Origin of the sequence: Nonomuraea sp. NPDC023979, from assembly GCF_040639085.1 — a bacterium.
GTDB classification, from domain to species: Bacteria; Actinomycetota; Actinomycetes; order Streptosporangiales; family Streptosporangiaceae; genus Nonomuraea; species Nonomuraea ceibae.
The window spans coordinates 93219-107912 of the sequence record NZ_JBEZZG010000001.1 but is presented as its reverse complement, the minus strand read 5'-3'; the positions used below and the strand labels follow the sequence as shown (position 1 = coordinate 107912).

Below are 14694 nucleotides of genomic sequence, written 5' to 3'. Positions count from 1 at the left end.
TAGGAGACGTCACTCTAAGAAGAGAAAGGCCCTGTCAACCCTTCGCGGAAGGCGATGGCCGCCGCCTCGGTGCGGGTTGCCGCGCCCAGTTTCGTCAGGATGTGAGAGACGTGCACGCCTGCCGTGCTCGGCGAGATGTGCAGCTGAGAGGCGATCTGCCGGTTGCTCAAGCCCTCGGTGATCAACCTGAGCACCTGGTGCTCGCGTTCGGTGAGCCCGTCCTGAGCCGGTCGGGGTCGTCCAAGCAGGGCGATCTCCCGGGAGAGCGGCGCGGCGCCCAGGTCCTCGGCCAGCCGGGCGGCTTGCCTTCCTCGGGTGGTCGCGCCGGGCTTGTCGCCCGCGGCCAGCGCCGCCCGCGCGCCGTGGTACAGGCTCAGCGCCAGTTCGTACGGCTGCCTCAGCTCCCGCCAGGCCGCGGCCGCCTCGTCCCAGCCGGTGTCCTCGATCAGGGCGTGCAGCATGATCTGCCAGGCGCGGTCGAATGGCCCGTCGACCCCGAGCGTCGCGTCGGCCGTGGTGAGTTCGGCATGACGTTCGGCGACCTGCCCCCGCACGTCATCGCCGGTGTCGTGGTCGAGTCGGGCCCGTTGTGCCAGCGCGCCGGCGACCAGGACCGGACGAGCGTCGCTGCTGTAGACGCGGGTGAACTCCGGGTCGGCCAGTGCCCGCTCCAGGAGCCGATCGGCTTGTTCCGGGTTGCCCTGGGCGACGGCGAGCAGGCAGAACAGCTGATGGCGGGGGAACAGGCTTCCGCTGTCGGCGTGCTCCACGGCCGCCGCGGCGTCGGCTGCCGCGGCCACATCCCCGCGCAGCAGGGACAGGTAGCCGTCGAGGACGAGCAGGATCTGCCGCGACAGCGGTGGCGGATTCTCCGTGATGCTCTCACGCAGGATGGCGGCCGCTTCGTCCCACCGCCCGGCCAGGATCAGCGCGTGCCCGGCGTAGCGCGCGAGCTCGGCGCCCCGGCTGCGGCCCAGCCCGTACCTGCGGGCGTGGCGCATGCCGTCGCGGGCCGCTTCGATGGCGCGCTCCTGGTCGCCGGTCCTGGTGTACATCGTGGCCTCGTACATCGGGATGGTCATGAGCAGGTCGTGGCTGTCGAGCCGTTCGGCGAGCGTGCGGGCCTGCGCCAGCAGGCCGAGGTCGCCTGTCATGGATCCGACCCCTAGCAGTCCGCGGATGGTGACCGTGGGGTCGCCGGTGCGCAGGCCGACGGCGAGCGCCTCCTCGAACGCCTCGCGTGCCTTGCCCACCTCGGGCAGCAGGCCCATGGCCAGCACCCCGAGCAGCCGCCCCCGCTGGATGCTGCCGGGGTCGGCGGGCAGGAGTTCGAGGGCTCGTTCCCAGTCGGCGACGCCGTTCGCGTTCAACCGGTGCCGCAGTCTGCCCCGCAGCTCCAGCAACTGGGCGGCGCGTTCGGGCTCGCGCCGTTCGTCGATCGCGCTCAGCCCCGTGGTGGCGTAGTCGATGCCGCGTGCGTAGTCGCCGCTGAGCATGCATGCCTCAGCAGCCCTTGTCAGGATGTCGATCCTGTCGACGTCCAGCCCCGCGTGGGGGTCCCAGAGTTCGAGGACTTGGTCGAGCAGGCGCACCTGCTCTTCGTAGGCGTAGAACCCGTGTGCCTGGTCTGCGGCCAGGTAGGCGGCGGACAGGGCCTGCCTGCGGTTCCCTGCGGCGTAGGCGTGCGCGGCCAGTTCGGCGTGGGCCCCGACATCGCGCAGGGCGTCGGCGTAGCGGGTGTGCAGGCGGGCCCGCTCGCCGGGCAGCAGATCCTCGTACACGGCCTGCCGGATCAAGGCGTGGCGGAAGTCGTAGCCGTCGCCCGTGGTGACGAGCAGGCCGCGGTCGACGAGCTCGCGCAGCAGGGTGTCCAGTTCGGGCCCGTCCTGCCCGGCCACCTGCGCCAGCAGCCGGTGGCTGACCCGCCCGCCCGCCGCCGAGGCCAGGCGGGTCAGCTCGCGAGCGGGGCCCGGCAGCGAGCGCGGTCCGTGCAGCAGCAGGTCACGCAGGCTGTCCGGGGTTCGCTCACCGGCGCGGGCGAGCGCCTCAACAAATAGCGGGTTGCCCTCACTGCGTTCGTGGACGCGGCGTGCCACGGCCGCGTCCGGCTCGTCGCCGAGGATCGCGGCCAGCTGGCGCCCTACGTCCTCCCGGTCCAGGCGTTCCAGGCGCAGCGTGGTCACGCGCGGGTGGCGGGACAGCTCGGACAGCGGCGTTTCCACGGGACGGTGGGTGATCACCAGGAGCACGCCTGCCTGGGTCACGTTCCTGGCCAGGAAACTCAGCAACTCGCGAGTGGCGGCGTCGGCCCAGTGCAGGTCCTCGATCAAGACAACCAGCGGCTGGTCCGCGGCCACCCGCTCGATCAGGGACAGGACCTCCTCGAACAGCCGGTGCTTGCCGCCTTCCCCGCCGCCCGCCTCGCCGAGCTCCGGGAACCAGCGTGCCAGTTGGCGGTAGGGGCCCGGCAGTATCCCTTCGACCCGGATCAGCCTGCGCAGCACCGTCACGAACGGCGCGTACGGCAGGCCGTCGCTGCCCAGTTCCGCGCAGGCACCCGCGACCACCCGCACCTCCGGCCCCAGCGTGCGCGCGAACTCGGCCAGCAGTCGCGACTTGCCGATCCCCGCTTCCCCGGCCACCAGCGCCACCGCAGGCCCCTGCTCGACCGCCGTGTCCAGGGCCGCTGCCAGGGCCGCGAGCTCCTCTGCCCGGCCGACGAACCTGGGACTGACCACGCGCTCCGCCACCACGGCACCAGCATAAATACCCAGATCGCCAGATGTGTCGGGCCTGTTTACCCGGCCAGGCTCGAACCCATGACAGCCACCTACCCGCTGCGTACCATCGGTGCCGACGAGCTCGACGCGTGGGCGCGCATGATCACCACGACCTACGGCCAGGACTGGGTCGATGGCGGCCTACGGAACGCCGCCGTCTCCATCGAGCCCGGTCGCACCCTCGCCGCCTACGACGGTACGGAGATCGTCGGAGGCGCGTCGATCTACGGCCGGGTCATGACCGTCCCCGGCGGGACGACACCCGTCGCCGGCATCACGCTCGTCGCGGTCCTGCCCACGCACCGGCGCCGCGGCATCCTCACCGCGATGATGCGCAGACAACTCACCGACCTGCACGAATCGGGCGGCGAGCCGATCGCCGCGCTCAACGCCGCCGAGGCCACGATCTACGGACGCTTCGGGTACGGCATCGCCAGCCACGTGGCCGAGGTCCGCGGCGAGAAGCGGCTCATGGCCCTGCGCCCCGGCACCGAACTCGGCGACGGCACGATCAGGCTGCTCTCCCGCGAGAGGGCGCAGCCGCTGCTGGAGAAGGTCTACGACACCGCCCGCCGTACCTCCGTGGGCTGGGTGGACCGTACGGGGAAGTTCTGGGAGGCCCGGCTGGCCGACGGCGAGGGCGCCCGCGACGGCGGGACGGCCCTGCGCTTCGCGGTCCATCTGGAGGCGGGCGGCGAGGTCACCGGCTACGCTCTCTATCGCTCCAAGCAGGACCTCGTGCACGTCGTCGAGCTCGCGGCCACCACCAGGCAGTCGTACGCCGCCATGTGGCGCTTCCTCATCGACCTCGACGCGCACACCGGGCTGGTCTACGACGGCGCCCTCGACGAACCCCTCAAGCACCTGCTCACCGACCCACGCGCGGCTCGCACCACGCTGATCGACAATTTGTGGGTCCGCCTCGTGGACATCGGCCGCGCGCTCACCGCTCGCCGCTACGCGACGCCCCTGGATCTGGTGCTGGAGGTCCAGGATCCGTTCTGTCCATGGAACGCCGGTCGCCACCGGCTGCTGGCCGATGGCGACACCGTCACCTGCGAACGCACCCGGGCACGGCCGGACCTGCGCCTGACGGCAGGCGAGCTGGGCGCGGCCTACCTGGGCGGCACGTCCCTGACCTCCCTGGCGGCGGCGGGGCGCGTCGAGGAATTCTGCCCAGGTGCGATCGCCGCCGCCTCGCTCGCCTTCCGCTGGGAACGCGAGCCCTTCCACCCCTCAGGCTGGGATTTCCCCGCCTTCTGACCTGGCGCGGAGTCTTGCACAACACGCCTCCGGCCGGATGCCGGAACCGCTGACAAAGGAGACACACCACATGCGTACGCATCGGCTCGGACGCAGCACCACGACGGTCACCGAACTGGGCTTCGGCGGCGGGCCTCTGGGCGGCCTGTTCGATCCCCTGGACGACGACACCGCGGCGCAGACGCTGGAGGCCGCCTGGGACTCGGGAATCCGCTACTTCGACACCTCGCCGCACTACGGCATCGGGCACTCCGAGCGCCGCATCGGCGAGCTGCTGCGCGGCCGGCCGCGGGCGGATTTCACGCTGTCGACGAAGGTCGGCCGGCTGCTGATCCCGCAGGACCCGCGAGGGCGGATGGACGAGAGCTTCGCCGTCCCGGCCACCCATCGCCGGGTCTGGGACTTCTCCCGCGATGGCGTCCTGCGCAGTGTCGAGGACTCGCTGACCCGCATGGGCCTCGACCGGATCGACGTGCTGTATCTGCACGACGCCGAACAGCACTTCGAGGCTGCCCTGCGCGAGGGCTATCCGGCGCTGGCCGAGCTGCGCGCCCAGGGTGTGGTCACCGCCGTGGGCGCGGGCATGTACCACCCTGGCAAGCTGGCCCGTCTGGTGCGGGAGACCGACGCGGACGTCGTCATGCTGTCGGGTCGCTACACCCTGCTGGACCACACCGCCTTGGACGAGCTGCTGCCCGCATGCGCCGCACACGGCGTCTCCGTCGTTGCCGCCTCCGTCTTCAACTCCGGTCTGCTGGCCACCGACAGGCCCGCCGAGGGAGCGCGGTACGACTACGGACCCGCCACCCCTGAGCTGCTGGAACGGGTCAACAGAATCGCGGACGTCTGCGCGGAGCACGGTGTGAGCGTCCCGCAGGCCGCGATGGCCTTCCCCCTGCTGCACCCGGTGGTGGCGGGCGTCGTCGTGGGCATGCGCTCGCAGGAGGAGGTACTGCGCAACAGGGAGGCGTTCTCGGCGCCGATCCCCGCGGGACTATGGTCCGATCTGTGCGAGGCGGGCCTGCTGGACGAACGCGCCGTGGTGCACGCCGGACCGTGAGTCGATCGAGTCACAGTGCGGGCGTGCCGGGCTGACCACTGGGGATTGGCGTCGGCGGCCCGTTTCTGCCGTATTCCGGTGGCACCCGATGTTCTGCCTCCTGTCCGGGACAGCTGGGACGGTCGGCCCCGCGCCTGCGGGGGTGGTCCGTCGCATGCTGGGGTGGTCCCCCACTCCGGCGGCAGTGTGCCCGGCCTCACCTCGTTGGCCCGCCCTACATGAGGGTGGTCCCGCTGCGTATTTCCTCGGCTCATAGATTTGAAGTCCGCCCCGCACCCTGCAGGGGCTCGGCATCCGCGCCGTCTGGAGCACTGTGGCGGAAGCGAGTGCCTCTTGGGCGTGCACCAGCTCGCCGGCTGCCCAGCGGATCTGGGACATCAGCAACTCGTAGCTACCGATAAGGGCGGCGCTCGGCCAGGCTGCCATGATTCTGCCGATCACACTCGGCTCCGCGACGGGGACGTTGGCGCCGAGGCTGGCCAGGCTGCCGACCACGAGCAGGGTCCAGGCCAGGGCACCACCGCGGGAACCACATCGGTTGGCCAGCAGTATGGACATCGAAGCGACGACGATCAGCCTGTCGACCGCTAGCGGAATGAGTACCGCCGCGAAACGGTCCTCACCGTGGCGCAGGCAGAGCTCATGCATATGCCTGAAGGAAACAACCGCCGCGACCAGCGCGAGGAAGGCAACGCCGGCGATGGTCGTCCGCTGAATGCGACGAACCGCGAGAGTGCTTGCCGCCATCGCTGTTCACCCCGTCCGATCAGGGAGAACGAGAGTGGTGGAGGCACTGAAGGGCATGTACGTATCGGCGGTGTCCCCCCTCGGACACACGCCTTCGTACATGATCGCCCGAGCTCAGCTTGGGCGATCGCTGCGTTTACGGGCCGGTTCACGGCTCAGGGCGCAGGCCGGTCTCGGTCTCGTTCCTCCGGGCTCGGGCGAGCGGCGCGGGGTGAGACGAAGACGCAGAACGGGTGGCCGGCCGGGTCGGCGTACACGTGGAGCGGCTCCTCGGGGTCGTCGGCGCGGTCCAGCAGCAGCCGGCCGCCGAGGCGCAGGACGCGTTCGTGCTGGGCCAGCAGGTCCTCCACCGAGGTCACGGTCAGGTCCAGGTGCAGCTGCTGGGGGATCCCGTCCTGGGGCCAGGTCGGCTCGGGGAGCCGCTCGACCTGCTGGAAGGCGAGTTGCGGAGCGCCCTCGGGGGTTCGCAGCACCAGCCAGTCGCGGCCCCGCTCGTCGTCGCCGCCCGCCTCGGGCGGCTCGTCGCCCGGCCGGTAGACCAGGCCGAGCAGGTGGCGGTAGAACTCGGCCAGGGCTCTGGCGTCGGTGCAGTCGAGCACCACCTGGCACAGCGTGGGCCTGACGTCCTGTCCGGTCAATCGAACGCGCCTCCTCGTGATGTGACGTGTCTTCTGCACCTGCCGCCCCGGTTCAAACGAGCGGCCCACCGCCGGCCGCCCGCGGCGCGGCCGCGGGAGGAAAGCGGTCGCGGGAAGAAGCGGTCGCGGGAAGAAGCGGTCGCGGGAAGAAAAGGCGCGGGTGCCGTGAAGGGTGGATGAAAGTAGCGTTCTCCATCCGGAAGGCACACTCATGACAGAGACGGCCACATGACCGCCGATGTGGGCGAGCAGGTGACCGATGCCGATCTCGTCGCAGGCTACCGGCGGAACCCTGAGCTGTTCACCGCCGTATATGACCGGTATTTCCACGACATCTACCGCTACGTAACGGGCCGCCTGGGCAGCCAGGCGGCCGAGGACATCACGGCGGAGACGTTTCTGCTGGCGTTCGACCGGCGTGACCGGTTCAACCTGGAGCGAGGCGGCCTGCGGCCCTGGCTGTTCGGCTTCGCCACGAACCTGGTGGCCCGGCATCGCCACAAGGAGGCCCGGCGCTACAAGGCGCTGGCCCGGCTGGATCCCGCGCCGGTCGTGGAGGGGCACGAGAACCGGGTCGTCGCCGCCGTGACCGCGCAGCCGTACCTGGCCGTGGCGCTCGCCTCGCTGAACGGCGGCGAGCGTGACGTGCTGCTGCTTCTCGCCCTCGGCCAGCTCAGCTACACCGAGATCGCCCAGGCGCTCGGCATTTCCCTCGGCACGGTGGGCTCACGGCTCAGCCGGGCCCGCGCCAAGATCCAGGCCCTCACTGACAAGGAGACCACCCATGAACGACCTTGACGAGATCGCCGCCCTGCTGAGCGGGCCGGAGCCGTCCGCGGCGGCGGTCGCGCGCGGGCGGGAGCGCCTGAGGCGCAGGGCGCGGACGAGCCGGATGCGCCGGCGGGCCGGGTGGTTCGTCCCGGGGATCGCGCTGGTCGCCGCCGGCGCCACGGCGGCGGTGGTGTTCGCGGCGGGAGCGCCCGCGAACGACGGCGCGCCGGTCACGGGCAGGGAGGTGCTGCTCATGGCCGCCGCCACGGCGGAACGCACGCCCCAGGGTTCGGGGACGTACTGGCACGTCAGGCATCAGCGGCTCCAGTCGGACATCCCGCCGATGGAGACCTGGACCAGGCGTGACGGCAAGCGCTGGACCAGGGGGGTGCCGGGGGATCCGCCCGACGCCGTCGTCCCGGCACCGGCCTGGAAGACGCTCCGGCTCAAGGGCGCCGAGATCGGCTTCGAGGAGCTCGAAAGGCTGCCGACGGACCCGGAGCCGCTGAAGGCGTGGATCGCCGCCCGCACGGGCGACGAGAAGGACATGTTCGGCTCCGAGGTCCGGGGCGATCCCACCTTCACCCTGCTCGCGCTGATCACGGGCCTCCCGGCGCCGGCGGAGGTGCGCTCGGCGGCGTTCCGCGCGCTCGCCGCGACGCCGGGGGTGGAGAACGCGGGCCCGGCCGAGGACGGGCAGCGGGTGCGTTTCCCCAGCCCCGACGGCGGCATGGACATCGAGCTGGTCATCGATCCCGGGAAGGCCCGGGTGGTCCGTGCCAACCTGGTCATCGTCGACGACGGCGACCTGTCGTTCAGCTCCGGGTTCATCTCGGTGTCCACCGGGTGGACGGACGAGCTGCCTCCGGTGCGGAAGGGCTGACAGGGCTGAAAGGGGATCGTCAGCCGACGGCGTAGGCGCGGATCACGGTCTGGGTGACGGCGTTGCCCGCCCGATCCTTGACCGTCGCGCGCAGTGAGACGTGCCCGGGGGTCGCGGGGTTGGACAGCCGGGCCGTCCAGCCCGACCGGGTCACCCGGACGGGCGCCGGTCGCCACGTCTTCCCGTCGTCGGCGGACGCCTCCAGCCTGACGGACGAGACGGCCGCCCCTCGGGCGCCGGGGGCCCGCTCGACCCGGATCGGCAGGGTGGTCCGTGACCCCGGCTCGGCGCGGTTGGCGTCGTCGAGGCCCTGCGGCGCGTAGCGCACCGCCATCAGCGGCAGAGCCTCGGGCTCGGCCGTCCGGGCGGAGCGGAAGGTCCAGACGGCCTCGACGCCCGTGGACAGCGCCGCTTCCGGCCGCCGGGAGGAGGCGGTCAGCGTGTAGGCGGTGTCCGTCTCAGGCACCGTGGCCGTGAGCGTGCATTCCTCGCTCCGGTAGGGGAGGCAGCCGGTGATGCCGGTCGTGGCGATCCGCTTCCCGTTCGCGGTCAGGGTGAGGGCGCCGGTCGCGGCCTCGTCCATGCCGGTACGGCCGGCGGCTCCGCTGCTGTACAGGCCGACGGCGGGGAAGTCCAGCGTGTCGCCGGTACGGCTGCCGCCCGGCGAGGCGAACGACGGGCCGGTCACCGCGGCGTTCCAGACCTGGGTGAAGTCCTTGTCACGCACCGGGCCGGTGCCGACCTCCGTCAGAGTGCCCGTGCTGAACTCCTCGTTCCACGCGAACCCCGGGGTGAGGTACCGCGTCCGGCTGCCCGGTTGCGGGATGTCCCACGTGCTCGCCCCTCCCCCGACGTCGCTGCCGGGCAGCACCGGCCCCGAGTGCAGCGCGCCCGTGGCGCCCGGCGCGGCCGAGCGGAACGTCTCGGTCGCCTTGACCATGTCCCGGGTCCGCGCGGCGTACCCGGGGTCGTCAGGGAAGCCGTCCGTACGGTGGTCCACGAGGTCATAGCGGTACGGGCTGAACGCCGTGTCCTTCTTGACCCAGGCGACATGGGCCAGGTAGGCGAGGCCCGGCTGCCGCACCGGGACGACGTAGTAGCCGCCGGCGTAGTTGTAGGCGAACATCGCGGCCTTCCAGGGGCCGTTGACCAGGGAGAGGCCGAACGTGGGGTCGGGGACGGCGGTGGGGTCGTCGACCGTGAACGCGAACCGCTTCGCCTGGCGGCCGTCGATCGTCAGCGACACGTCGGCGTCGTCGATCTCGAACGGCTGGTGCGCGAACGTCAGGCTGTGTTCCGCCCTGCCGAAGACGGTGGTGGAGACGTTCCAGCGTCCCTTCGGCAGCCTGATCCTGGCCACGTTCCCGTGGAAGACGAGGCTGCGCTGCGCGCCGGTCTCCTGGTCGTAGACGACTCCCCGGATCCCGTCGGCGGCGGCCCCGTCCCTGCCCAGGACGGTCACCGTGGCGTCGTAGGACTCCGGCTCCACGTAGGCGCCGGCCGGGGTGCGGATCACCGTGTCACCGGCCGTGGCGGTGACGATGCCCGGATGGTCGCCGGGGCTCCTGCCCCCGGCGTCGATCGTCACCGTGACCGACGCCTCCCCGCCCGCGGGCACCTCCAGGCGCTGCGGCGACAGCGTGAGCACGTCCGAGTCGGCCGCGAGGTCCAGGATGACGGGCGTGCTCCCGGTGTTGGCGTACGTGATCGTCCCGGTGGCCTGCCGCTCGCCCGGGTGCTGCCAGGGGAACACGGCCCACACGCCGGTGGGCGTGGCGAGCACCTCCTGGGCCAGCGAGCGGGGCACGTCCACCCGCCCGGTGCCCTGCTGGTACGGCGTGGCGCCACCGGTCGGCCTGGCGCTGCCGACGAGCGCCGCCTTGAGCTGCTGCCCGCTCCAGCCGGGGTGGCGCTGGGCGAGGACGGCCGCCGCGCCCACCACGTGCGGGGTGGCCATCGACGTGCCGCTCTTGGCCACATGGGTCCCGTCGGCGGTGCCCGTCGCGGCGGCGGCCACGATGTCCACGCCGGGGGCGGTGACGTCCGGCTTGACCGCGTGGTCGCCGACGCGCGGGCCCGTGCTGGAGAAGTCGGCCACCTGGTCGGCGTGGTCGACCGCGCCGACGGTCAGCGCGGCGTCCGCGCTGCCGGGGGAGTACAGGGTGCCGACGCCCTGGTCACCCTCGTTGCCCGAGGCCACCACGAACAGGGTGCCCGTGTCGCGCGACAGCGTGTTCACCGCCTCCTCGACCGGGTCGAGGCCGGGTTCGTCGGGGCTGCCGAAGCTCATGTTGACGACCTTGGCCTTGACCTCCGTGGCGGCCCACTCCATCCCGGCCAGGATCGCGGAGTCGGTGATCCCGGCGGCTCCGCCCACCTTGCCGAGGGCGATGCGGGCTCCCGGCGCCACGCCTCGGTACTTCTCCCCTGCTCCGGCGATGATCGAGGCGACGTGGGTGCCGTGTCCGAGACGGTCCTCGATGCCGGGCTCGTCGGAGAAGTTCCGTGACTGGGTGACCACGTCCTTCAGGTCCGGATGCGTGGGGTCGTACCCGCTGTCGAGCACGGCGACCGTGACGCCCTGCCCGGTCAGGCCCTGCCGCCACGCCTCGGTCGCGCCGATCTGCTCGGTGCTGCGGTCCAGGGTGTACGAGCGCCGGCCGTCGACCCAGATCCTGCTCTTGCCCTCGGCCAGGGTGGACGCCCCGGCGAGCAGGCCCCGCCACGCCTCGGCGGCGCTCTTCTTGGCCACCCGCTGCGCCGTCATGCCCAGGCTGTTCAGCCGCCGGGTCGCCGCGGCGCCCTTCAGCGCGGGCGCCGTTCCCTCGGGCGACCGGGTGATCAGCGGGATGTCGGCCGTGTCCGCGTCGCCGTAGCGCCAGGCGAGCAGCTGGGTGACGTCGAACAGCCGCTCGTCCAGCACCCCCTGGTCGATCAGGGGCGCGGCGTCGGACGGGATCACGTACAGGTGCCCGTCGCGGTACCCGGACGTGAAGTGCACCTCCCGCTCCGCGCCCGGCTCCACCCGGAACCTCTTGCCCGTGACCACGACCCGGTCGCCGGTCAGCAGCGTCACGCTGCCCGCCGCGTCCAAGCTCGCATGCCCGGCCGCGGCGGCCGCCGGTGTCGCGCCCGCGCTCAGCGTGCCTGCCAGGACCGCTGCCACGAGTTTCTTGCCTGATGTCATTGACCCTCGCAAGATGAGAAATCGATTCGCTTTCCTCCCCTGTTCCTTCGAAGGTCGTTTTTTCTTCCACGGCTATCGGGCGAACAGCTGGGACAGCCTCTCGCTGAGCTGGTCGTAGGGGCCTTCGGCGGCGACGCGTCCCTCCTCCAGCAGCACGATGTGGTCGGCTTCCCGGATGGTGGAGAGCCGGTGGGCGATGACGAGCGTGGCCCGGCCCGCGGCGGCTCGCCGGAGCGCCTCGGTGAGGCGGGCCTCGTTCTCGGGGTCGAGGTTGGCCACCGCCTCGTCCAGGACGAGCACCGGGGCCCGCGTGGCCAGCGCCCGGGCGACCGCCACCCGGGCACGCTGGCCGCCGGAGAGCGTGACGCCCCGTTCCCCGACGGGCAGCTCCGGGTCGATGGCGAGCTGCGCGGTGCGCAGCGCCCCGGCCACGTCGGCGTCGGGCGCGCCGAGTCGCACGTTCTGCCCGACCGTGCCGGCGAACAGGTGCACGTCCTGGGGCACCACCGTGACGTGCCGGTGCGGCTCGGCGATGTTCGGCAGGGGCACGCCGCCGACCAGGATGCGCCCGTCGTCCGGGTCCCAGTGGCGCAGCAGCAGTGACACGCAGGTGGACTTGCCCGCCCCCGACGCGCCGACCAGGGCGACGGTCGTGCCGTACGGGATGCGGAACGACACGCCGCGCAGCACGTCGGGCCCCTCGGGCGTGTAGCGGAACCGTACGTTCTCGAAGACCACGTCCGGGCGGGCGGCGACCTCGCGCGGCTCCTGCGGCGGGGGCACGTTGGCGGGTGCGGTGACCAGCGTGTGCACCCGGTCGGCGGCCGCGCGCAGCGTGCCGTACTCCTTGAGCAGCAGCGCCACCTGGGCGGCCGGGCCCAGCGAGCTGGCGGCGAGGATCATGGCGAGCGGGGCGTCGGCGGGGGTCCGGATGACGGTGACGACCAGGAGCAGCGTCCCCGCCGCCGCGACGGCGAGGAGCAGGTCGGTGAGCGCCGCCTCCAGCCCGCCGCGGGCCGCGTTCGCCGCCTGGGCGCGGGCCAGCCGGCGGGTCTTGCGGGCCAGCAGGTCCCTGCGGCGGTCGAGCGCGCGGAAGGCGGTGAGCTCGCGCATGCCCTGGACGGTGTCGACCACGTCGGACGTCAGCTCGGCGGTGGCGGCCCGCAGTTCGTCGCCGTGCCGGCGGGAGGTCTTGCGCAGCCACAGCGGCACGGCGAGCACGCACGCGGCCAGCGGGAGCGAGACGGCCAGGAGCATGGGGTCGATCATCGCCGCGGCCACGGTCCCGGCTGTCAGCACCGTGCCCGCCGTGATGAGCTGCGCCAGGGTGTGCGCGAACAGCCATTCCAGGGTCTCGATATCGGACAGCGCGGCGGCGGACAGGTCGCCGCTGCGGCGGCCCAGCAGGCGGGCGGGGGTGATCCTGGCGACCGCGTCGTACACCTGACTCCGGAGCCTGGCCAGCACCAGGTACGCCAGGTCGTGCGCGACGTAGGTCTCCCACCAGGCGGCCAGCGTGGCGACCACGACGAGCCCGCCGAGCACGGCGCCGGCCAGGCCGAGGGGCGCGCTCTGGCCGGCGATCGCCCGGCCGGCCAGCCAGGCGCCGGTCACGGCCGCGCCGAGCACGGCGAGCTGCCCGATCAGGTTCGCGGCCAGGGTGGAGAGGAAGGCCCGGCGGTGCGCGCCGACGGCGCCCGCGAGCCAGCGGATGGACGGGGTCATGCCACGCTCTCCAGGATGGTGCCGTTCTCCAGGGTGACCACGTGGTCGGCCTGCCGGATGGTGTCGGGACGGTGGGCGATCATCAGGCAGGTGCGGCCCTCGCGCACCTGCGCCAGGGCCTGCTCGGTACGCGCGTCCACGTGTGAGGTGGCCTCGTCGAGCACCAGGACCGGGGCGTCGGCCAGCAGGGCCCGCGCGATGGACAGGCGCTGCCGCTGCCCGCCCGACAGCGTCGCCCCGCGCTCCCCCAGCGGCGTGTCGTAGCCGGCGGGCAGTTCGGTGATGAAGTCGTGGGCGGCGGCCGTCCTGGCGGCGGCGACCAGTTCCTCGTCGGTGGCGTCGGGCCTGGCCAGGCGCAGGTTCTCGGCCACGGTGCCGTGGAAGAGGTACGTGTCCTGCGCCACGACGGCGACGCCGCCGCGCAGCGCGTCGAGGGTGAGGTCGCGTACGTCGACCCCGCCGATGCTGATCCGCCCCTGGTCGGGGTCGTGGTGCCGCTGGAGCAGGGTGGCCAGCGTGCTCTTGCCCGCGCCGGAAGGGCCGACCAGGGCGACGGTCCGACCCGGCTCGACGGTGAGGCCGACGCCGTGGACGGCGGGGCGCCCGGCGCCCGGATAGGTGAACGTGACGTCCTCGAACGTGACGGCGGGCGGCGCGGGGAAGTCCCGCCGCGTCCCCCGGTCCTCGACGGCCGGGGAGGCGGCCAGCAGCGCCTCGATGCCGTCAACCGCCGTTATCCCGAGATATCCGGCGTGCCAGGCGTCGGAGAGGTTCCTCACCGGCCGGAAGCACTCGACGGCGATCACCAGCACCGCGAACACCTCCCACGCGCTGCCCGAGGCCGTCGCGGCGAGGACGGCCGCAGCCGTGCCCGCCTGCACGAAGAACGCGCTGATCCCGGTCTCCACGAGGGAGATCCTGAGCTGGCGCATGGTGGTCAGGTAGAGGTCGTGGGCCCGCCCGGCCAGCCGTGCCCCCAGGGCGGCGACCGCCCCGAACGCCCGCAGCGTCGCCATGCCCTGCATCGCCTCCAGGTAGTCCGAGGCCAGCGCGGCGAACGCGGCCCACCGGCCACGCCCCCGGCGCAGCAGGGTCGCGTCCCAGAACCTGGGCACGACCAGGACCCCGGCCACGGCGACGGCCAGGACCGCGGCGGCCGCCGCGTCGACCGTGAACAGCCAGCCAACCAGCGCCACCGGCACGCAGAAGGTGACCACGACCTGCGGAAGGTAGCGGCTGAAGTAGGGGTCGAGCCCTTCCACGCCGTCGACCAGCGTGGTCTGCACGTTCCCGGTGCGGGCGCCGGACAGGTGCGCGGGACCCAGCCTGCCCAGGTGGACGATGAGCCGGTCGCGCAGCCTGGCCTTGATCAGCCCGCCCGCCCACACGGTCACCGCCTCCCTGGCCCACAGGAGTGCCGCCCGCGCCGCGATCACCGCGAAGGTCCAGGCCAGCAGGCCCACCGCGGCCGGAACGTCCCCGCGTACGAGGGCTGCCAGGGCGGCGGCGAGCAGGACCGCCTGGGTCACGTACGCGGCGCTGACCGCCAGGCCGAGGGCCACGCAGGCCGCGATCGGCCCTCTCACGCTGCCGGCCAGCTGCAGCAGCCGGCGATGAACGATCACGCGCTGTCCTTCCGG

10 protein-coding genes are annotated in these 14694 nt (G+C 72.7%); 4 read left to right on the top strand and 6 right to left on the bottom strand.

The genetic code is table 11. The annotated features are described in order from the left end of the window. Positions 1-14: 14 nt before the first annotated feature. The gene (locus AB0G11_RS00590; protein WP_357583028.1) at positions 15-2753 is read right to left on the bottom strand and encodes an AAA family ATPase; all 2739 of its coding nucleotides are present in this window, start codon (positions 2751-2753) and stop codon (positions 15-17) included. Positions 2754-2819: 66 nt separating this feature from the next. Here AB0G11_RS00590 and AB0G11_RS00585 point away from each other — a divergent pair, with 66 nt between their 5' ends. Continuing rightward, on the top strand, positions 2820-4043 hold the full coding sequence (locus tag AB0G11_RS00585) for a GNAT family N-acetyltransferase (protein WP_357583026.1): 1224 nt from the start codon (positions 2820-2822) through the stop codon (positions 4041-4043). Positions 4044-4113: 70 nt separating this feature from the next. Then, on the top strand, positions 4114-5103 hold the full coding sequence (locus tag AB0G11_RS00580; RefSeq protein ID WP_219519939.1) for an aldo/keto reductase: 990 nt from the start codon (positions 4114-4116) through the stop codon (positions 5101-5103). On the opposite strand, the gene AB0G11_RS00575 is transcribed toward AB0G11_RS00580, so the two are convergent. Both AB0G11_RS00575 and AB0G11_RS00570 read right to left on the bottom strand, forming a co-directional pair. Next, on the bottom strand, positions 5038-5850 hold the full coding sequence (locus tag AB0G11_RS00575) for a DUF2637 domain-containing protein (protein WP_357583024.1): 813 nt from the start codon (positions 5848-5850) through the stop codon (positions 5038-5040). The two genes, AB0G11_RS00580 and AB0G11_RS00575, sit on opposite strands and share 66 nt — an antisense overlap. A 155-nt stretch (positions 5851-6005) precedes the next feature. Then, positions 6006-6488, bottom strand: coding sequence for a VOC family protein (locus AB0G11_RS00570; protein ID WP_357583022.1), 483 nt, complete (start codon positions 6486-6488; stop codon positions 6006-6008). A 228-nt stretch (positions 6489-6716) separates the two neighbouring features. On the opposite strand from AB0G11_RS00570, the gene AB0G11_RS00565 reads away from it, so the two are divergent. Together AB0G11_RS00565 and AB0G11_RS00560 are read left to right on the top strand one after the other, a co-directional pair. Then, the gene (locus AB0G11_RS00565; RefSeq protein WP_219504127.1) at positions 6717-7286 is read left to right on the top strand and encodes an RNA polymerase sigma factor; all 570 of its coding nucleotides are present in this window, start codon (positions 6717-6719) and stop codon (positions 7284-7286) included. Further along, a complete protein-coding gene (locus AB0G11_RS00560; RefSeq protein WP_219504130.1) occupies positions 7273-8142 on the top strand; it encodes a CU044_5270 family protein in 870 nt (289 codons plus the stop codon). The genes AB0G11_RS00565 and AB0G11_RS00560 overlap by 14 nt, the downstream gene beginning before the upstream one ends. A 19-nt stretch (positions 8143-8161) precedes the next feature. On the opposite strand, the gene AB0G11_RS00555 is transcribed toward AB0G11_RS00560, so the two are convergent. From AB0G11_RS00555 to AB0G11_RS00545, 3 genes are all read right to left on the bottom strand, one after another. Then, on the bottom strand, positions 8162-11329 hold the full coding sequence (locus AB0G11_RS00555; RefSeq protein WP_357583020.1) for a S8 family serine peptidase: 3168 nt from the start codon (positions 11327-11329) through the stop codon (positions 8162-8164). A gap of 72 nt (positions 11330-11401) precedes the next feature. Then, a complete protein-coding gene (locus AB0G11_RS00550; protein WP_357583018.1) occupies positions 11402-13054 on the bottom strand; it encodes an ABC transporter ATP-binding protein in 1653 nt (550 codons plus the stop codon). Continuing rightward, on the bottom strand, positions 13051-14679 hold the full coding sequence (locus AB0G11_RS00545; protein WP_357583017.1) for an ABC transporter ATP-binding protein: 1629 nt from the start codon (positions 14677-14679) through the stop codon (positions 13051-13053). Before AB0G11_RS00545 ends, AB0G11_RS00550 begins: the two co-directional genes overlap by 4 nt. Positions 14680-14694 lie beyond the last annotated feature (15 nt).